The sequence below is a fragment of the Pseudomonas simiae genome (assembly GCF_900111895.1).
Classification (GTDB): Bacteria; Pseudomonadota; Gammaproteobacteria; order Pseudomonadales; family Pseudomonadaceae; genus Aquipseudomonas; species Aquipseudomonas simiae.
In genome coordinates, this window is record NZ_FOKB01000002.1 from 657,260 (window position 1) to 674,829 (window position 17,570).

Annotated in this window: 20 protein-coding genes; 12 read left to right on the top strand and 8 right to left on the bottom strand. The window is 60.2% G+C overall.

Going from position 1 to position 17,570, the window contains the following annotated elements; all coding sequences use genetic code 11:
* Positions 1-76 precede the first annotated feature (76 nt).
* Both ftsB and ispD read left to right on the top strand, forming a co-directional pair.
* On the top strand, positions 77-355 hold the full coding sequence (ftsB, locus tag BMZ57_RS08980; RefSeq protein WP_003231201.1) for a cell division protein FtsB: 279 nt from the start codon (positions 77-79) through the stop codon (positions 353-355).
* Positions 352-1,059: a 2-C-methyl-D-erythritol 4-phosphate cytidylyltransferase gene (gene ispD, locus BMZ57_RS08985; protein ID WP_047541367.1), complete on the top strand. Its 708-nt coding sequence runs from the start codon at positions 352-354 to the stop codon at positions 1,057-1,059. Before ftsB ends, ispD begins: the two co-directional genes overlap by 4 nt.
* A 129-nt stretch (positions 1,060-1,188) precedes the next feature.
* Here the strand turns inward: ispD and BMZ57_RS08990 are convergent, their stop codons facing one another.
* Positions 1,189-2,085 carry a LysR substrate-binding domain-containing protein gene (locus tag BMZ57_RS08990; protein WP_069672342.1) on the bottom strand — a complete coding sequence of 299 codons (897 nt, stop codon included), beginning with the start codon at positions 2,083-2,085 and terminating at the stop codon, positions 1,189-1,191.
* Positions 2,086-2,194: 109 nt separating this feature from the next.
* Between BMZ57_RS08990 and BMZ57_RS08995 the strand changes: the two genes are divergently transcribed.
* The 8 genes from BMZ57_RS08995 to rpoS all read left to right on the top strand — a co-directional run bounded on the left by BMZ57_RS08995 (position 2,195) and on the right by rpoS (position 9,315).
* Positions 2,195-3,307, top strand: a complete 1,113-nt coding sequence (locus BMZ57_RS08995) for an S-(hydroxymethyl)glutathione dehydrogenase/class III alcohol dehydrogenase (protein ID WP_010212435.1) — start codon at positions 2,195-2,197, stop codon at positions 3,305-3,307.
* A gap of 8 nt (positions 3,308-3,315) precedes the next feature.
* Positions 3,316-4,161, top strand: coding sequence for an S-formylglutathione hydrolase (gene fghA, locus BMZ57_RS09000; protein ID WP_010212433.1), 846 nt, complete (start codon positions 3,316-3,318; stop codon positions 4,159-4,161).
* 54 nt (positions 4,162-4,215) lie between these two features.
* Positions 4,216-4,689: a 2-C-methyl-D-erythritol 2,4-cyclodiphosphate synthase gene (gene ispF / locus BMZ57_RS09005; RefSeq protein ID WP_010212431.1), complete on the top strand. Its 474-nt coding sequence runs from the start codon at positions 4,216-4,218 to the stop codon at positions 4,687-4,689.
* Positions 4,686-5,744 carry a tRNA pseudouridine(13) synthase TruD gene (gene truD / locus BMZ57_RS09010; protein WP_044286730.1) on the top strand — a complete coding sequence of 353 codons (1,059 nt, stop codon included), beginning with the start codon at positions 4,686-4,688 and terminating at the stop codon, positions 5,742-5,744. Before ispF ends, truD begins: the two co-directional genes overlap by 4 nt.
* Positions 5,732-6,481 (top strand): 5'/3'-nucleotidase SurE, encoded by a 750-nt coding sequence (gene surE / locus BMZ57_RS09015; RefSeq protein WP_021492421.1) that lies wholly within the window; start codon positions 5,732-5,734, stop codon positions 6,479-6,481. Before truD ends, surE begins: the two co-directional genes overlap by 13 nt.
* Positions 6,482-6,522: 41 nt before the next feature.
* Positions 6,523-7,158: a protein-L-isoaspartate(D-aspartate) O-methyltransferase gene (locus tag BMZ57_RS09020; RefSeq protein ID WP_010212427.1), complete on the top strand. Its 636-nt coding sequence runs from the start codon at positions 6,523-6,525 to the stop codon at positions 7,156-7,158.
* Positions 7,159-7,367: 209 nt separating this feature from the next.
* Positions 7,368-8,204: a peptidoglycan DD-metalloendopeptidase family protein gene (locus tag BMZ57_RS09025; RefSeq protein WP_021492420.1), complete on the top strand. Its 837-nt coding sequence runs from the start codon at positions 7,368-7,370 to the stop codon at positions 8,202-8,204.
* Positions 8,205-8,310: 106 nt separating this feature from the next.
* Positions 8,311-9,315 (top strand): RNA polymerase sigma factor RpoS, encoded by a 1,005-nt coding sequence (gene rpoS / locus BMZ57_RS09030; protein ID WP_042570670.1) that lies wholly within the window; start codon positions 8,311-8,313, stop codon positions 9,313-9,315.
* Positions 9,316-9,521: 206 nt separating this feature from the next.
* Here rpoS and BMZ57_RS09035 read toward each other — a convergent pair whose 3' ends face one another.
* On the bottom strand, positions 9,522-9,731 hold the full coding sequence (locus BMZ57_RS09035) for a cold-shock protein (RefSeq protein WP_002554837.1): 210 nt from the start codon (positions 9,729-9,731) through the stop codon (positions 9,522-9,524).
* A 388-nt stretch (positions 9,732-10,119) separates the two neighbouring features.
* Here BMZ57_RS09035 and dcd point away from each other — a divergent pair, with 388 nt between their 5' ends.
* Positions 10,120-10,686: a dCTP deaminase gene (gene dcd, locus BMZ57_RS09040; RefSeq protein WP_010212421.1), complete on the top strand. Its 567-nt coding sequence runs from the start codon at positions 10,120-10,122 to the stop codon at positions 10,684-10,686.
* Positions 10,687-10,794: 108 nt separating this feature from the next.
* Positions 10,795-10,992 (top strand): hypothetical protein, encoded by a 198-nt coding sequence (locus tag BMZ57_RS09045; RefSeq protein WP_010212420.1) that lies wholly within the window; start codon positions 10,795-10,797, stop codon positions 10,990-10,992.
* A gap of 3 nt (positions 10,993-10,995) precedes the next feature.
* On the opposite strand, the gene pdeM is transcribed toward BMZ57_RS09045, so the two are convergent.
* Genes pdeM through BMZ57_RS09075 form a run of 6 tightly spaced genes read right to left on the bottom strand, consistent with a single transcriptional unit; the run spans position 10,996 to position 17,542 of the window.
* Positions 10,996-11,646: a ligase-associated DNA damage response endonuclease PdeM gene (gene pdeM, locus BMZ57_RS09050; RefSeq protein WP_010212418.1), complete on the bottom strand. Its 651-nt coding sequence runs from the start codon at positions 11,644-11,646 to the stop codon at positions 10,996-10,998.
* Entirely contained in the window at positions 11,646-14,126 is a 2,481-nt protein-coding gene (locus tag BMZ57_RS09055) for a ligase-associated DNA damage response DEXH box helicase (protein ID WP_069672341.1), read from the bottom strand. Before BMZ57_RS09055 ends, pdeM begins: the two co-directional genes overlap by 1 nt.
* Positions 14,127-14,183: 57 nt before the next feature.
* Positions 14,184-14,948 (bottom strand): ABC transporter ATP-binding protein, encoded by a 765-nt coding sequence (locus BMZ57_RS09060; protein ID WP_010212416.1) that lies wholly within the window; start codon positions 14,946-14,948, stop codon positions 14,184-14,186.
* A gap of 13 nt (positions 14,949-14,961) precedes the next feature.
* Positions 14,962-16,080 carry a succinylglutamate desuccinylase/aspartoacylase family protein gene (locus BMZ57_RS09065; RefSeq protein ID WP_021492417.1) on the bottom strand — a complete coding sequence of 373 codons (1,119 nt, stop codon included), beginning with the start codon at positions 16,078-16,080 and terminating at the stop codon, positions 14,962-14,964.
* 26 nt (positions 16,081-16,106) lie between these two features.
* Positions 16,107-16,817 carry an ABC transporter permease gene (locus BMZ57_RS09070; RefSeq protein WP_069672340.1) on the bottom strand — a complete coding sequence of 237 codons (711 nt, stop codon included), beginning with the start codon at positions 16,815-16,817 and terminating at the stop codon, positions 16,107-16,109.
* Positions 16,814-17,542 (bottom strand): ABC transporter permease, encoded by a 729-nt coding sequence (locus tag BMZ57_RS09075; protein WP_010212412.1) that lies wholly within the window; start codon positions 17,540-17,542, stop codon positions 16,814-16,816. Before BMZ57_RS09075 ends, BMZ57_RS09070 begins: the two co-directional genes overlap by 4 nt.
* Positions 17,543-17,570 lie beyond the last annotated feature (28 nt).

Sequence of the window (17,570 nt, forward strand, 5' to 3'; positions counted from 1 at the left end):
TCTTCCAGGCTTCGTGCTATCAGTTGTTTCAAAAGTTTTGAATGGCTGTCTTTTTTCACTGGATACCCGATATTCGATGCGCAGTCCCAATTGGTTGTTCCTCGTCTTGCTCTTGTTGCTGGCTGGCCTGCAGTACCGCCTATGGGTGGGTAATGGCAGCTTTGCGCAGGTAAAAGACCTGACCGAGCAAATTGCTGCACAGCACGCCGAAAACGAGATCTTGCTGGAGCGCAACCGCGTCCTCGATGCCGAAGTGCTTGAGCTGAAAAAAGGTACGGAGACCGTTGAAGAGCGGGCCCGTCATGAACTGGGCATGGTCAAGGAGGGCGAAACCCTCTACCAGTTGGCCCAATGAATCGCAGTTTGCCGGCCTTCTGGGCCGTGATTCCTGCCGCGGGCGTCGGTGCCCGTATGGCCGCGGACCGTCCCAAGCAATATTTGCAGTTGGGCGGGCGCACTATTCTCGAACACAGCCTTGGCTGCTTTCTTGATCATCCAGACCTTAAAGGGTTGGTGGTCAGTATTGCTGTAGATGATCCTTATTGGCCAAACCTGCCTTGCGCCAACGACCCACGCATTGTGCGTGCGGACGGAGGCGACGAGCGTTCGGGGTCTGTGCTCAATGCGTTGCTGCAGCTCAATGCCCTAGGTGCCAGCGATGACGATTGGGTGTTGGTGCACGATGCTGCGCGCCCCAATTTGAGTCGTGAAGACCTCGACAAACTTCTGTTTGATCTGGCGGATGACCCGGTGGGCGGCTTGCTGGCCGTGCCGGCCCGCGACACGCTCAAGCGCGTCGACAAGCACGGTCGTGTGGTCGAGACCGTCGATCGCAGCCTGATCTGGCAGGCTTATACACCGCAGATGTTCCGCCTGGGTGCTTTGCATCGTGCTTTGGCTGACAGCCTGGTGGCCGATGCCGTGATTACCGATGAAGCTTCGGCCATGGAATGGTCCGGCCAGGCTCCGCGCCTGATTGAAGGGCGCTCGGACAATATCAAGGTGACCCGGCCGGAGGATTTGGAGTGGTTACGGTTGCGGTGGGCGAACCGGCGGTAGTCAGTGACATCGAGTCGACCCCTTCGCGAGCAAGCCCGCTCCCACTTCTGACCGTGTTACCACTGGGGAAACGCGGCCAAGTGTGGGAGCGGGCTTGCTCGCGAAGAGGCCAGTGCAAACACTGAGTAATCAACTGCTGTACTCCGGCTTTTCAGCCAACCCTACCTTCAAAAAATCCACCAGCTTGCGAACTTTCGGCGACAAATGCCGCTGCTGCGGATACAACGCCCATACCGCCGTATTCGGCGGCTGATGCGCCTCCAGCAACGACACCAACGCGCCACTGTGCAGATGCTCCAGCACGTAATAGTCCGGCAGTTGGCACAATCCCACGCCCTGCAACGCCGCATCCAACACAGCCTGCCCACTGTTGCAGCGCCAGTTTCCCTGCACGCGCTGGGAAAATTCCCGCCCGTCCTGGGCCAGTTGCCAGATATCCGAGCTGCCGATCAGGCAGTTATGCCGGCTCAATTCCGACAAGCTATGCGGCCGACCGTACCGAGCGAGGTAGGACGGTGATGCACACAAGTACATGCGCCGAGGTGCGAGGCGGCTGGCGACCATGCGCGAATCCTGTAGACGCCCCAGGCGGATCGCCAGGTCGAGGCCCTCGTGTACCAGGTCCAGCTGGCGGTTGCTCAGCTCGATATCCACCCGCAACTGCGGATAGAGCCCCATGAACCGCGTGACCAGCGGCACGATAAAGCGCTCGCCGTAAGCCACGGCGCAGGTCATGCGCAACATGCCCTTGGGTTCGCTGGTGAGGTCGCCGACCGCGCGCAAGGCTTCTTCGCGACCGTCCTGCAGGCGCTGGCAATGTTGCAGGAAGGTCTGGCCCGCTTCAGTCAGGGTCACCTTGCGCGTACTGCGGTACAGCAAACGTGTTTGCAGGCGTTCTTCCAGGCGCGCCACCTGCCGGCTGATGTGAGACGACGACACTCCCAGTCGCTCTGCCGCGGCCGTGAATTGGCTGCATTCGGCCACGGCGACAAACTCATCGATACCTTCCCAGCGGTTCTCAAGCACGTCGATTGTCCCTGTACAGCAATAAAGTTTTGCTTTTGTCTGGATTATTCATCAGTCAGCCATGTTTTACACTCACCTTCTCAGTTTTCAACTCCCTGGAGAAACCCGGATGATCAAGTCCCGCGCCGCCGTAGCCTTCGAAGCCAAAAAGCCCCTTGAGATCGTCGAAGTGGATGTCGCCATGCCCAAGGCTGGCGAAGTGCTGTTGCGCGTGGTCGCTTCCGGCGTGTGCCATACCGACGCGTATACCCTGTCGGGCGCCGACCCGGAAGGCATCTTCCCATCGATCCTCGGCCATGAAGGCGGTGCGGTGGTTGAAGCGATTGGCGAGGGCGTAACGTCGGTGGCCGTGGGCGATCACGTGATCCCGCTGTACACCCCGGAATGTGGCAAGTGCAAATTCTGCCTGTCGGGCAAGACCAACCTGTGCCAGGCCATTCGCTCCACGCAGGGCAAAGGCCTGATGCCGGACGGCACCACGCGTTTTTCCTACAAAGGCCAGCCAATTTTCCACTACATGGGCACCTCGACCTTCTCCGAGTACACCGTGCTGCCGGAAATTTCCGTGGCCAAGATTCCTAAAGAAGCGCCGCTGGAAAAAGTCTGCCTGCTCGGCTGCGGCGTCACCACCGGTATCGGCGCGGTGATCAACACCGCCAAGGTCAAGCCGGGCGACACCGTGGCGATCTTCGGCCTTGGCGGCATCGGCCTGTCGGCGGTGATCGGCGCGGTCAAGGCCAAGGCTGGCCGCATCATTGCTATCGACATCAACCCAGCCAAGTTCGAAATCGCCAAGCAACTGGGCGCCACCGACTGCATCAACCCGAAAGACTACGATCGCCCAATCCAGGACGTGATCGTCGACCTCACCGACGGCGGCGTGGACTTCTCCTTCGAATGCATCGGCAACGTGCAACTGATGCGCGCCGCCCTTGAGTGCTGCCATAAAGGCTGGGGCGAGTCGGTGATCATTGGCGTGGCCGGTGCAGGCCAGGAAATCGCCACCCGTCCCTTCCAGCTGGTGACCGGTCGCGTCTGGCGCGGTTCGGCATTCGGCGGCGTGCGCGGCCGCAGCGAACTGCCGAGCTACGTGGAAATGGCCCAGACCGGCGAGATCCCGCTGGACACCTTCATCACCCACACCATGGGCCTGGAAGACATCAACAAAGCGTTTGACCTGATGCATGAAGGCAAGAGCATTCGTACCGTCATCCACTTCTGAGGTCGGCCATGAGTCTGGAAAACCTGTCGTGCCAGAAAAGCTTCGGCGGCTGGCACAAACGCTACAAGCATCATTCCGATGTGCTCGGTTGCGACATGACGTTCGCCGTCTACCTGCCGCCGCAAGCGGAGCAGGGCAGCAAGTTGCCGGTGCTGTACTGGCTGTCCGGTCTCACCTGCACCGATGAGAACTTCATGCAGAAGGCCGGCGCCCAGCGCATGGCTGCCGAACTGGGGTTGATCATCGTTGCGCCGGACACCAGCCCGCGTGGGCCGGGTGTGCCGGGCGATCCGGATAATGCTTGGGATTTCGGCCTCGGTGCCGGCTTCTATCTGAATGCCACGCAGGAGCCGTGGGCCAAGCACTATCGGATGCATGACTACGTGGTGCAGGAATTGCCTGCATTGGTTGAAGCGCATTTTCCGGCTTCGGACAAACGCGGCATCAGCGGCCACTCCATGGGCGGCCACGGGGCGCTGGTGTGCGCATTGCGCAACCCAGGACGTTACCTGTCGGTGTCGGCCTTTTCGCCGATCAACAACCCGATGGATTGCCCGTGGGGTCAGAAAGCCTTCTCGCGTTATTTGGGCGAAGAGCGTTCGAAGTGGCGTGAGTGGGACGCCTGCGTGCTGATCAGCGAAGCCTCGGAAAAGCTGCCGCTGCTGGTGGACCAGGGCGATCGCGACGATTTTCTCGCCGTGCAACTCAAGCCTGAAGCCCTGCAGCAAGCGGCCAAGGCGGCCAACCATCCGCTGGAGCTGCGCCTGCAACCTGGCTATGACCACAGCTACTTCTTTATCGCCAGCTTCATCGAAGACCATTTGCGACACCATGGCCGCGCTTTGCTCGGTTAATGTGAGGCAAAAGTAGGTAGAATCACGCCCTGAATTAAATCGGGGCGTTTTTTTATGCGTATTGGCCACGGCTACGATGTGCACCGTTTCGCTGAAGGCGATTTCATCACCCTGGGCGGTGTGCGCATTGCACACCACCAGGGTTTGCTGGCTCATTCCGACGGCGACGTTGTGTTGCACGCCTTGAGCGATGCCTTGCTCGGTGCCGCGGCGTTGGGCGATATCGGCAAGCACTTTCCGGACACTGACCCTACCTTCAAGGGCGCGGATAGCCGCGTACTGCTGCGTCATGTGGTCGGCCTGATCCACGCCAAAGGCTGGAAGGTCGGCAACGTCGACAACACCATCGTGGCCCAGGCGCCGAAGATGGCCCCCCATATCGAGTCGATGCGCGCGCTGATTGCCGCCGACCTGCACATTGAACTGGATCAAGTGAACGTGAAAGCCACCACCACCGAAAAGCTCGGCTTCACCGGTCGTGAAGAGGGCATCGCCGTGCACTCCGTCGCCTTGTTGCTGCGCGCATGAATGACTTGCAACTATTGGGTCCACGGGCCTATGGCGAGGCCTTGGGCCGTGCGGTGCTGAAGGCAACGGCCGAAGACTTCCAGGTCGACGAGGTGCTGGATATCCCGCTGACCGGCGAGGGTGAACACCTGTGGTTGTGGGTGGAGAAGCGCGGGCTCAACACCGAGGAAGCTGCGCGGCGGATTGCCAAGGCGGCTGGCGTGCCGTTGCGCACCGTCAGCTATGCCGGGCTCAAGGACCGCCAGGCGTTGACTCGCCAATGGTTCAGCGTGCAGCTGCCCGGCAAGGCCGATCCGGACATGAGCGCGGCGGAGAATGACACGCTCAAGATCCTCAAGACCGCCCGCCACAAGCGCAAGCTGCAGCGCGGTGCACACTCAGCCAATGGTTTCACCTTGCGCCTGACCCAGTTGGCCGGTGATACCGCAGCCATCGACGCGCGGTTGCAACTGATTGCACAGCACGGCATTCCCAACTATTTCGGCGCCCAGCGTTTTGGCCACAACGGCGGCAACGTGGTGGACGCCCGTGAGTGGGCCGCGCGCAGGGCGTTGCCGGAGCAGCGCAACGTGCGTTCGCGTTTGCTCTCCACGGCGCGCAGCTTCCTGTTCAACAAAGTGTTGGCGGCGCGTGTGGCCGATGGATCTTGGCAGCGTGCCCAGGTCGGCGATTTGCTCGCCTTTACCGACAGCCGCAGTTTTTTCCCGGCGGGGGAGGCCGAATGCAGCGACCCACGCCTGGCGATCCTGGACCTGCACCCGACCGGGCCACAGTGGGGTGAGGGCGATTCGCCGGCCAGTGGTGCAACCTTTGAGCTTGAACAGGCCGTTGCCGCCGGTGAAGCCGACCTGCGCGATTGGCTGGTGAATGCCGGTATGAGCCAGGAACGTCGCATTCTGCGACTGCCCATTGGCGGTTTGACGTGGCATTATCCCTCGCTGGACATTCTGCAATTGGAATTCGTCCTGCCGGCCGGATGCTTCGCCACTGTCTTGGTGCGCGAGCTTGTGGATCTGGTGCCGGTGGGGCAGACGGACAACCCATGCGTATTCTGATATCAAACGATGACGGTGCCACCGCACCCGGTCTTGCCGCGCTCTATGCTGCGCTGGAAGATTACGCCGAGTGCGTGGTGGTTGCCCCCGACCAGGACAAGAGCGGCGCCAGCAGTTCGCTGACGCTCGACCGTCCGTTGCACCCGCACGTCCTGGCCAATGGCTTTATCAGCGTGAACGGCACCCCCACCGACTGCGTCCACCTGGCGATCAACAGCCTGCTGGATCAGGAGCCGGACCTGGTGGTGTCGGGTATCAACCTCGGTGCCAACCTGGGCGATGACGTGCTGTATTCCGGCACCGTGGCGGCGGCTCTCGAAGGCCGTTTCCTGGGGCGTACGGCGTTCGCCTTTTCGTTTGCTTCGCGCCAACTGGATAATTTGCCGACTGCTGCGTATTTTGCGCGCAAGCTGGTGCAAGCCCATGGCTCCCTGAACCTGCCTCCGCGCACCGTGCTCAACGTCAATATCCCCAACTTGCCCCTCGACCATATCCGCGGCATCCAGCTGACACGCCTGGGCCATCGTGCCCGTGCGGCGGCGCCGTTGAAGGTGGTCGACCCGCGTGGCAAGGAAGGTTATTGGATTGCTGCAGCGGGAGATGCCGAAGATGGCGGGGAAGGCACGGACTTTCATGCAGTGATGCAAGGCTATGTGTCGATTACTCCGTTGCAGTTCGATCGCACCTTCAGCGATGCCTTCAGTGGTCTCGATGGCTGGCTGGAGGGGCTGCGCTGATGGGCCGTGAACAAGACGACTTGCTGCGTCGGGGTATCGGGATGACCTCCCAGCGTACCCGCGAACGCTTGATCCAGCGCCTTTACGAAGAGGGCTTGTCCAACGCCCAGGTGCTGGAAGTGATCCGGCGCACGCCTCGGCACCTGTTTGTCGATGAAGCCCTGGCTCATCGTGCCTACGAAGACACGGCGCTGCCCATCGGCCACAACCAGACCATCTCCCAGCCTTACATGGTGGCGCGCATGAGCGAGCTATTGCTGGCGGCGGGTCCATTGGACAAGGTGCTGGAAATCGGCACCGGCTCCGGCTATCAGACCGCCGTGCTGGCACAACTGGTGGAGCGGGTGTTCTCGGTCGAGCGCATCAAGGTGCTGCAAGACCGTGCCAAGGAGCGTCTGGTGGAGTTGAACCTGCGCAACGTGGTGTTCCGCTGGGGTGATGGCTGGGAAGGCTGGCCGGCGCTGGCGCCGTACAACGGCATCATCGTGACCGCCGTGGCCACCGATGTGCCCCAGGCGTTGCTCGATCAACTCGCTCCGGGTGGGCGTCTGGTCATCCCGGTGGGCTCCGGTGAAGTGCAACAATTGATGCTCATTATCCGTGAGGAAGAAGGCTTTTCCCGGCACGTACTGGGCGCCGTGCGCTTCGTGCCGCTGCTCAATGGCCCGCTGGCCTGATCATTTGTTCGCAGGCAGTGAATTCTGTTGGCGTGGATGTGTCTTACGGCGGGGTCTATCGAGTCAACATGATCGGGCGCCGGCATTAAACACGATGAATGTTTCGTTTCAGTCGTATGCCGGTAAAAAGCCAATGCCCAGTTATACTTGCGTCATATTTCAAGCCTGATACAGGCGTTCATATTCAGCCACCACAAAGGGAGCGGCGGGTGAGTCTCACAGGTCTTGCGCAGCGTATGAGTAAAACAAGCTTTCATCGACTGGTGCTTGGCCTCGTCTTCAGTTCCGTGTTGGTCGGGTGCTCCAGCTCGCCAAGCAGCGGCGCACGAGTGGTTGACCGTAACAATGCGGTACCGCAAAAGCCGACGGTGACCACCGGGCAATACGTGGTGCGCAAGGGCGATACGATGTTCTCGATCGCCTTCCGTTATGGCTGGGATTACAAGGCGCTTGCAGCTCGTAACAATATTCCCGTGCCCTACACGATACATCCTGGTCAGACGATTCGCTTCGACGGCCGCACCGGTTCAACCCCTACGACAGTTGTGACAAACACCGGATCTTCGCCGTCGTCTTCGAGCAAAACCACCATTATCACAAGGCCTGCAGGTACCGCCAAACCGGCGTCTGCGGCCAAGCCGGCACCCGCGCCGTTGCCGCCTGCCGGGCCTGCGCCGACCGGTTGGGGATGGCCCTCGAACGGCGTGTTGATTGGAAAATTCTCTTCAAACGGTAGTTTGAATAAAGGCATTGATATCGCCGGGGATTTGGGACAGCCTGTTTTAGCTGCGTCTGATGGGACAGTGGTGTACGCCGGGAGTGGTTTACGGGGCTACGGCGAGCTGGTCATCATCAAACACAGTGATACCTACGTCAGTGCTTACGGCCACAACCGTAGGCTGTTGGTTCGGGAGGGGCAGCAGGTCAAGGTCGGACAGACAATTGCTGAAATGGGGTCAACTGGTACAGACCGGGTGAAACTGCACTTTGAGATTCGCCGCCAAGGGAAGCCTGTAGATCCTCTGCAATTCCTACCCCGTCGTTGATGTGTTGCACAGCCTGTTCCCTCACGTAGAAGGAACAGGCTCCAGCGTTGCCAAGGATAAAGGCGCCGCTTGAGCTTGAGGTCGAACTCACCAAAGGACTATAACAATGGCTCTCAGTAAAGAAGCGCCGGAGTTTGACATCGACGATGAGGTTCTCCTTATGGAGGCCGGTATCGATACGGAATCGATGTCGAATGAGGGACCAGCTGTACCTTCAGTTCGCACCAAATCCAAGAACGCCACCGCATTAAAGCAACACAAGTACATTGACTACACGCGGGCGCTCGATGCGACCCAGCTGTACCTCAATGAAATCGGTTTTTCCCCTCTGCTTACCCCCGAAGAAGAAGTCCATTTTGCGCGCTTGTCGCAAAAGGGCGATCCGGCTGGGCGCAAGCGCATGATTGAAAGCAACCTGCGCCTGGTGGTGAAAATCGCCCGACGCTATGTCAATCGTGGGCTGTCCCTGTTGGACTTGATCGAGGAAGGCAACCTGGGCTTGATCCGGGCGGTGGAGAAGTTCGACCCTGAGCGGGGCTTCCGCTTTTCAACCTATGCCACCTGGTGGATTCGCCAGACCATCGAACGGGCGATCATGAATCAGACCCGCACGATCCGGTTGCCGATCCATGTGGTCAAGGAGCTCAACGTCTACCTGCGGGCGGCACGTGAGCTTACCCAAAAACTCGATCATGAACCTTCGCCCGAAGAAATCGCCAACCTGCTGGAAAAACCGGTAGGGGAGGTCAAGCGCATGCTGGGTCTCAATGAGCGGGTGTCTTCGGTCGATGTCTCGCTGGGTCCGGATTCGGATAAAACCCTGCTGGACACCCTGACGGATGATCGTCCTACCGATCCTTGCGAGCTGTTGCAGGACGATGATCTTTCCCAAAGCATTGACCAGTGGCTGTCGGAACTCACGGACAAGCAGCGTGAGGTGGTGATTCGCCGCTTCGGCCTGCGCGGCCATGAGAGCAGCACCCTGGAAGACGTAGGCCTGGAGATCGGCCTGACCCGTGAGCGGGTGCGGCAGATCCAGGTGGAGGGGCTCAAGCGTCTGCGTGAGATCCTCGAGAAGAATGGCTTGTCGAGTGAGTCGTTGTTTCAATAAGCGACGCAGGACCCAATGTGGGAGCGGGCTTGCTCGCGAAGGCGATGGATCAGTCAGTACATCTGTAACTGACGCACCGCATTCGCGAGCAAGCCCGCTCCCACATTTTTTTGTGCTCGGCCATTACATCGCAAGCAGCACCGAATGACAGGCATAAAAAAACCCCGCTTTTAAGGGCGGGGTCTTTTCGACTAAGTCAGTACAAGTTAGATAACTTGAACTTCTTCAGCTTGCATGCCTTTCTGACCGCGGGTAGCGATGAAAGAAACCTGTTGGCCTTCTTTCAGGCTTTTGAAGCCGTCGGATTGGATAGCTTTGAAGTGAACGAACAGGTCGTCACCGGATTGTGGAGTGATGAAGCCGAAGCCTTTTTCATCGTTGAACCACTTAACGGTACCAGTTTGGCGATTAGACATGGTGTATCTCCTTGGACAAAGTTAACTGCGACTCAGGAAAAGCCCTGGCCGAGACTGAGTGCAAAGAGCAGGAAAAATTCTTGGAGATGGTTGGATCGAAATTCAACATATCGTGTAGAGATTCTCAGTGACACAAGCAGCACAGTGGCGCCACCTTAACCCTTTTTCCGGGACGTGCCAATGATATTTCCGAAGGTTTCTCCAAATTCGTGACTGGCGGTGGTATTTCTGCTCACTGGCATGCCCATACATATCCCGGCCCCGCTAGCTGCGGCTTATGGCAGGCGGCGCATTCGTCAAGAAAAGGCCCGCGGCCTTTGAACCCCAACGCCGGCCCCGGTAAGATGCCCCACAGAATTTTTCCACCTCGCTATTCAGGACACACGCCATGAGCATCAAATCGGACAAGTGGATTCGCCGCATGGCGCAGGAACACGGCATGATCGAACCGTTCGTCGAGCGCCAGATCCGCGGCCAAGGCGATGCACCGGTGATTTCCTACGGCGTTTCCAGCTACGGCTACGATGTGCGCTGCGCCGATGAGTTCAAGGTGTTCACCAACATCAATTCAGCGATTGTCGATCCAAAGAACTTCGACGAAAAGAGCTTCGTCGACGTCAAGAGCGACGTGTGCATCATTCCGCCGAACTCCTTCGCCCTGGCGCGCACCGTGGAATTCTTCCGTATTCCCCGCGACGTGCTGACCATCTGCCTGGGTAAAAGCACTTATGCGCGTTGCGGCATCATCGTCAACGTGACTCCGCTTGAACCCGAGTGGGAGGGCCACGTGACCCTGGAATTCTCCAACACCACCACGCTGCCGGCGAAAATCTACGCCAACGAAGGCGTGGCACAGATGCTGTTCCTGCAGTCCGATGAAGCCTGTGAAGTGTCCTACAAAGACCGTGCGGGCAAGTATCAGGGCCAGCGCGGCGTCACCCTCCCACGCGCTTGATCGAAAGCTCCTACGCGCAAAGGGAATTAGTCTGCATAAAGTGACTCTATCTAGGTGTACTGCCTCGGCACGTGTAAAACGCGCCGAGCCACGCTTGAGGAGTACCTTATGAAGATCGACCCGCGAATCAGCGCAGAACTTGCCCGGCTTGAACCCAATCAGATTGGCGTTCTGGCCTGGTCCCTGATGGCCGATCCTGCTTATGCGGGCGGCATCCCCGGCCAACCCGAGCCGGATTACCCACAACCTACCGAACCTGGTGAGCCGACATTGCCGGACGAGCCACCACCCGCACCGGTTGCCTGATCCCTAGCCCACTGGCCAGACGTCATGATCGCCAATCACATAGATTTGGCGGTCATTGTCCTGTTCCACCCCATGCCCGCCGGTAAATGCGCCGAACGCCGGCAGCAGGCTGACTCGGACGCCGATCACAAAACACGGCAAACGTAAGCTCTGCCGACCCTTGCCACGTAATCGATACACCGGATGCACATGCCCCGCCAGCACGTGGTGGCTGGGATGGGCGTCAGGTTCGTGCTGCAGGGCAAAAGGGCCTATCAGCAGCGGCTCTGTGACCACGTTTATGTTCAGGTCCTCGGGCGGGTCGCCTGCGCGTTTATCGTGATTGCCGCGAATCAAGGTCATGGGCAGGTCAGGATTGAGGGCTCGCCAGCTTCTCAATGCGCCCAGCGTGCCGCTGGCGTGCGAGCCCGGGCCGTGCAGGAAGTCGCCAAGAAAGATCACCTGCGTGCAGGGCAGCGCCGAGAGCAACCGATCCAGGCGCTGCAGGTTTTCCGTGGTGGTCCCTTGCGGCACCGGTTGTCCCAGGCTGCGATACGCCGAGGCCTTACCGAAATGTGCATCGGCGATCATCAGGCATTGGCGCGCTGGCCAGTAGACAGCCTTGTCCGCCAGCAGCCACAGCTCCTCACCCTCTAGCTCCACCGTGCACAGCATCAGCGTTTCCCGTTGTCCGCGACTTTTTCCAGGTCCTTGACCATCCGTGCGATGCGCTCCGAGAGTTTTTCCGAACTCATGCTTTCGCGCATCCGTTCAACCAGCAATGGGAAGGCCAGGGGCGTGGGCCGCTGGATCCGATGCAACTCCAGTTTCAGCGCGCAAAGATGACGTAACGTTTGTTCCAGTCGACGAATGTCCAGCTCATCGCGCAGGACTTCTTCGCCGGCCTGGGTCAGCAACAGGTTCTGCGGGTCATATTGCTTGAACACCTCAAAGAACAACCCACTGGACGCCTGCACCTGCCGGGTACTTTTGGGGGCGCCCGGATACCCGGCAAACACCAGCCCGGCGATCCGTGCGATCTCGCGAAAACGACGCAGGGCCAGTTCCCCGGCATTCAGGCTGGCTACCACGTCTTCCAGCAAATGTTCAGGGCTCAGTAGTGCTTCATTCAGCAATGCCGGCCAATTCACTTCAGTGGCACTCAACAGCTCCAGTCCATAATCATTGACTGCAATCGAGAAGGTGACGGCCTGCCCCTGGCTCACACGCCACGCCAACAGGCTCGCCAGCCCCAAATGCACCTGGCGTCCGGCAAAGGGATAGAGAAACAGGTGCCAGCCTTCCCGTGATTTCAGCGCTTCCGCCAGCAGGTGTTCGCGCGTCGGCAAGCCGGACCAGCGCACCTGCGTCTGCAACAAAGGGCGTACCGCCTGCATCTCCGGCCCCTCGAAGTGCCCCTGAGCCGCTGCATCAAAGCGCTCTACAACCGCTTGCGCCAGCTCGTTGGAAAGCGGCATGCGCCCGCCATTCCAGCGTGGCACGGCAGCTTTTTTCGCGTTGCTGCGGCGCACATAGGCCGTCATGTTTTCTACCCTCACCAGCTCAAGCAGGCGGCCGGCGAACAGGAAGCCATCTCCCGGCTTCAGCCGCGCAATAAACCCTTCCTCGACACTGCCCAGGTTCTTGCCACCTCCGCCTTTGCTCCAGAATTTCAGATGGATGCTCGCATCACTGACGATCGTGCCTACGCTCATTCGGTGACGCCGTGCCAGCCGGGCATCCGGGACACGCCAGATGCCGTGCTCGTCTGGTTCCACGCGGCGGTAATCCGGATAGGCGGTCAACGACAGCCCACCATGACGCACAAAACCCAGGGCCCACGCCCAGTCTTCATCCGTCAGGTCGTGGTAGGCCCTGGCACCCCGCACTTCCACCAGTAAGTCGTCGGGCTTGTAGCCGCCGCCCAATGCCATGCTGACCAAGTGCTGTACGAGCACATCCAAAGGCTTGTAAGGCGATTCCCGTGCTTCGATACGCCGTTGCGCAATCGCATCTTGAGCGGCGGCAGCTTCCACCAGCTCCAGGCTGTGGGTCGGCACCAGCGTCACCCGCGACGGCCGTCCTGGTGCATGCCCCGAGCGACCGGCGCGTTGCATCAAACGCGCCACGCCTTTGGCCGAGCCGATCTGCAGCACGCGTTCCACCGGCAGGAAGTCCACCCCCAGGTCCAGGCTCGAGGTGCACACCACTGCCTTGAGCTGGCCGTCTTTCAAGGCCCGCTCCACCCAGTCACGGGTCTCTCGGGACAGCGAGCCATGGTGCAGCGCAATCACCCCGGCCCAATCGGGGCGTGCGTCCAGCAACGCCTGAAACCAGATCTCCGACTGCGCCCGTGTATTGGTAAACACCAGGCAACTGCTGCTGGCGTCCACTTCAGCCACTACCTGAGGCAACATCTTCAAACCGATATGCCCGGCCCACGGAAAGCGTTCAGTCACGGGTGGCAACAACGTATCGATGATCAACTGTTTAGCCGTTTGCCCCTGCACATTGATCCCGTCACCTTGTGGGACCAAGACTTCCAGCGCGTGAGCTTGATTACCCAAGGTCGCCGAAATCCCCCATACCATCAAATCAGGGTGCCAGCGCCGCAGTCGCGCCAGTGCCAATTGCAATTGCACACCGCGTTTATTGCCAATCAGCTCATGCCATTCATCCACCACCACCATGCGCAGGTGCGCAAGGCTCACTTCGCTGTCGGCGCGGGCGAGCATCAGCGTCAGGCTTTCCGGGGTGGTGACCAGTACGGTGGGCTGGCGCCGGGTCTGGCGTGCGCGCTCGCTGCTGCTGGTGTCGCCAGTGCGCAGGCCGACACTCCAGGGAATCTGTAACGTCTCAAGCGGGGCTTCAAGGGCGCGGGCGGTGTCGGCGGCCAGCGCACGCATGGGCGTGATCCACAACACCGTCAGCGGCTCAGCGGGCGGTTTGCGTTTAGCGGTAACAGGCGGGCGAGCGATGGCGAAGCGATTGAGGGCGGCGAACCACAGCGCATAGGTTTTACCCGCACCGGTGCTGGCGTGCAGTAACCCCGATTGACCGCTCTTGACCGCCGCCCATACCTCTTTCTGAAAGGCAAACGGCTTCCAGCCTTTGGCGGCAAACCAGCGTTTGGCGAAATCGGTGGCTTTTGCCATGGGGCGGCTGACACTCTGGAAGGCCTATTCCACAGACCCTCCAGAGCGACCAAAGGTTTACTTCAAATTGCCACTCAAGAACTGCTGCAAGCGCTCGCTCTTCGGATTGCCCAGCACCTCTTCCGGCGGACCTTGCTCTTCCACCAGCCCCTGGTGCAGGAACAACACCTGGCTGGACACTTTGCGTGCAAAGCTCATTTCGTGAGTGACCATGATCATGGTGCGGCCTTCCTCGGCCAACCCCTGGATCACCTTCAACACTTCACCCACCAACTCCGGGTCGAGGGCTGAGGTGGGCTCGTCGAACAGCATCACTTCCGGTTCCATGGCCAAGGCGCGGGCGATGGCGACGCGCTGTTGCTGGCCGCCGGAGAGGAACGCCGGGTATTGATCAGCCACGCGTGCGGGCAGGCCCACCTTGTCCAAGTAACGACGCGCGCGGTCTTCGGCGTCCTTCTTGCTGCACCCCAGCACCCGGCGCGGGGCCATGGTGATGTTCTCCAGCACGCTCATATGGCTCCACAGGTTGAAGTGCTGGAACACCATGGCCAGGCGCGTACGCAGGCGCTGTAATTCGGCGTCATCAGCCACGCGCATGCCGTGTCTGTCGCTGACCATGCGGATCGGCTGGCCGTCGAGGGTCATGGCGCCGTCGTTGGGGGTTTCCAGGAAGTTGATGCAGCGCAAAAAGGTGCTCTTGCCCGAGCCGCTGGCGCCGATCAGGCTGATCACGTCACCGGTCTTGGCCTTGAGCGAAACACCTTTGAGCACCTCATTGTCGCCATAGCTTTTATGCAGGCCTTCAACGGTCAATTTGTACATGGGGCGTGCATCCTCAAGGCGAAAGTAGATAGCCGCTGCGGTAGGCCTCGGTGCCTGCGACATGGGCGATGACCATCCCGGCAGTGGCCATGCGGCGCAGCGAACGGGCGTAGAGCAGGCCGGCATTGCGGCAATGCACGGGCGTTACGCGGTCGGAAAGGGGGTCGATGATTTCAGCGATCAGTTGTCCGGCTTCCAGGTATTCACCCGGCAGGGCGCAAAATACCAGCAGGCCGCCCACAGGCGTTGCCACGGGTTCAACACCCGCCAGCGGTGTGGCCGGGTAAGGCAGGTCGGGCAGCGGTGCAACGTCACCGGCGATGGCGCCGAAGTGGATCAGGTAATCGATGATCGCCTGGCAGTCGAGGGCGGCCAGGCCGTGGTTGACGTCACCTTGGCCACGCAGTTCCACGGTGACCGAAAAACTGCCCATGGGGATCGGGAAGCGCTCACCGAAGCGTTGCTGCAACTGCCACCACACCAGGGTGAAACACTCATCGAAGGACTGCCCGCCGGAGTCGGTCGCCAGCAGATTGGCCTGCGAACCGATGTAACGCGCCAACGGCTCCACCTGCGGCCAGGCTTCGGGCGTGGTGTACAAGTGCGCCACGGCTTCGAAGTCGCAATGCAGGTCCAGCACCATATCGGCATTGCACGCCAGGCGTTGCAAGACCAGGCGCTGGGAGTGCAATTGGGTCTCAGCGCTTTGTGCGGCGAGGGCGGTAGACAGTGCCGCGCGGATCAACTCGACGTTGTGCTGGGGATCGTCCCCAAGCAGGTCCTCGACTTGATTACCCACCGCTTCACTGAGGTCGACAAACAGACGATTGAAGTTCTGTCCGCTTTCCAGTTCGTAGCGGCCCAGGGGAATATCCATCAGCACCTGTTCCAGGCCCGCGGGGTTGGCAATGGGCACCAGCACAATCTCGCTGCGCAGGCGACCGGCCGCCGCCAGTTCAGCCAGTCGCACCTTGAGGTGCCAAGCCACCAGCATGCCTGGCAGCTCGTCGGCATGCAGTGACGACTGAATGTAGATTTTGCCCGCGGCCTGATCCGGGCCGAAGTGAAAACTGTGAATCTGCCGCGCCGTTCCTGGCACCGGCGCGATCAGTTCATGGACTTGATGTCGCATGAAAGCTCCTGAACATAAAAAACGGCTTAATGGCTCGGCCCGAGGAAGGCCAGCCAGCGACGCTCCGCCAACCGGAACAGACCGACCAGGGCAAAGGTCACGGTCAGGTAGATCAGCGCAGCGATACCGAAGGATTGAAAGGTCATGAAGGTGGCCGAGTTGGCATCCCGCGCCACTTTGAGGATGTCTGGAATCGTCGCGGTGAAGGCCACCGTGGTCGAGTGCAGCATCAGGATCACTTCATTACTGTAGTACGGCAGCGAGCGACGCAACGCCGACGGCATGATCACGTAGGCGTAGAGCTTCCACCCGCTCAAGCCGTAGGCCTTGGCCGCTTCGACCTCGCCATGGGCCATGCTGCGGATCGCCCCGGCGAAAATCTCCGTGGTGTAGGCGCAGGTGTTGAGGGCGAAGGCCAGGATGGTGCAGTTTATCGCGTCGCGGAAGAACGCATCCAGCAACGGCTGTTCGCGCACGGCGGCGAGGCTGTAGATGCCGGTGTAGCAGATCAGCAGCTGGATGTAGAGCGGCGTGCCCCGGAACAGGTAGGTGTAGAACTGCACTGGCCAACGTACCAGGCGCTTGCGCGACACGCGGGCGATGGACAACGGGATCGACACCAGGAAGCCAATGACCAAGGCGGTGGTGAGCAACCACATCGTCATGGCGAGGCCGGTGATGTGCTGGCCGTCGCTATAAAGGAAGGGGCGCCAGTATTCCTGCAAGAGTTCGATCATCGCACGGCCTCCCGGGCGCCAGCGGAGTAGCGACGTTCAAGGCGGCGCAAGACGAAGTTGGACGCGCTGGTGATCAACAGGTAGATCAATGCCGCGAGTACCAAAAAGTAAAACAGCTGATAGGTGCTCTTGCCGGCATCCTGGGCGGCCTTGACCAGGTCGGCCAGGCCGATGATCGACACCAGGGCCGTGGCCTTGAGCATCACCATCCAGTTATTGCCGATACCTGGCAGGGCAAAGCGCATCATCTGCGGGAAGGTCACGTAGCGAAACCGCTGGCCTCGCTTGAGCCCATAGGCCGTGGCGGCTTCCAGCTGACCACGCGGCACCGCGAGGATCGCGCCGCGGAAAGTCTCGGTGAAGTACGCACCGTAGATAAACCCGAGCGTGATCACCCCGGCGCTGAAGGGGTCGATCTCGATGTATTCCCATTCCATGAAGTCGGTGAGGCCGGTCAGCCAAGTTTGCAGGCTGTAGAAAATCAGCAGCATCAGCACCAGGTCGGGCACACCGCGGATCAGCGTGGTGTAGAGCTGGGCGGGAATGCGCAGGAAGGGCAGGCTGGACAGTTTGGCGCTGGCGCCGAGCAGGCCCAGCAACACGCTGACCGCCAGGGACAGCACCGACAACTTGATAGTCATCCAGGTGCCTTGCAGCAACAGCGGGCCGAAACCCTTCAGGCTGAGCGCGCTCAGGCCGAGGGTTTGCAACAGTTCTTCGAACATAAATCGGGACCTATGGCGATAAAAAAGC

Excerpts from the sequence above, each read along its gene's own strand:
- ftsB (WP_003231201.1), top strand. The coding sequence starts at position 77 with ATGCGCAGTCCCAATTGGTTGTTCCTCGTCTTGCTCTTGTTGCTGGCT.
- ispD (WP_047541367.1), top strand. The coding sequence starts at position 352 with ATGAATCGCAGTTTGCCGGCCTTCTGGGCCGTGATTCCTGCCGCGGGC.
- BMZ57_RS08995 (WP_010212435.1), top strand. The coding sequence starts at position 2,195 with ATGATCAAGTCCCGCGCCGCCGTAGCCTTCGAAGCCAAAAAGCCCCTT.
- fghA (WP_010212433.1), top strand. The coding sequence starts at position 3,316 with ATGAGTCTGGAAAACCTGTCGTGCCAGAAAAGCTTCGGCGGCTGGCAC.
- ispF (WP_010212431.1), top strand. The coding sequence starts at position 4,216 with ATGCGTATTGGCCACGGCTACGATGTGCACCGTTTCGCTGAAGGCGAT.
- truD (WP_044286730.1), top strand. The coding sequence starts at position 4,686 with ATGAATGACTTGCAACTATTGGGTCCACGGGCCTATGGCGAGGCCTTG.
- surE (WP_021492421.1), top strand. The coding sequence starts at position 5,732 with ATGCGTATTCTGATATCAAACGATGACGGTGCCACCGCACCCGGTCTT.
- BMZ57_RS09020 (WP_010212427.1), top strand. The coding sequence starts at position 6,523 with ATGACCTCCCAGCGTACCCGCGAACGCTTGATCCAGCGCCTTTACGAA.
- rpoS (WP_042570670.1), top strand. The coding sequence starts at position 8,311 with ATGGCTCTCAGTAAAGAAGCGCCGGAGTTTGACATCGACGATGAGGTT.
- BMZ57_RS09035 (WP_002554837.1), bottom strand. The coding sequence starts at position 9,731 with ATGTCTAATCGCCAAACTGGTACCGTTAAGTGGTTCAACGATGAAAAA.
- dcd (WP_010212421.1), top strand. The coding sequence starts at position 10,120 with ATGAGCATCAAATCGGACAAGTGGATTCGCCGCATGGCGCAGGAACAC.
- BMZ57_RS09045 (WP_010212420.1), top strand. The coding sequence starts at position 10,795 with ATGAAGATCGACCCGCGAATCAGCGCAGAACTTGCCCGGCTTGAACCC.
- pdeM (WP_010212418.1), bottom strand. The coding sequence starts at position 11,646 with ATGCTGTGCACGGTGGAGCTAGAGGGTGAGGAGCTGTGGCTGCTGGCG.
- BMZ57_RS09055 (WP_069672341.1), bottom strand. The coding sequence starts at position 14,126 with ATGGCAAAAGCCACCGATTTCGCCAAACGCTGGTTTGCCGCCAAAGGC.
- BMZ57_RS09060 (WP_010212416.1), bottom strand. The coding sequence starts at position 14,948 with ATGTACAAATTGACCGTTGAAGGCCTGCATAAAAGCTATGGCGACAAT.
- BMZ57_RS09065 (WP_021492417.1), bottom strand. The coding sequence starts at position 16,080 with ATGCGACATCAAGTCCATGAACTGATCGCGCCGGTGCCAGGAACGGCG.
- BMZ57_RS09070 (WP_069672340.1), bottom strand. The coding sequence starts at position 16,817 with ATGATCGAACTCTTGCAGGAATACTGGCGCCCCTTCCTTTATAGCGAC.
- BMZ57_RS09075 (WP_010212412.1), bottom strand. The coding sequence starts at position 17,542 with ATGTTCGAAGAACTGTTGCAAACCCTCGGCCTGAGCGCGCTCAGCCTG.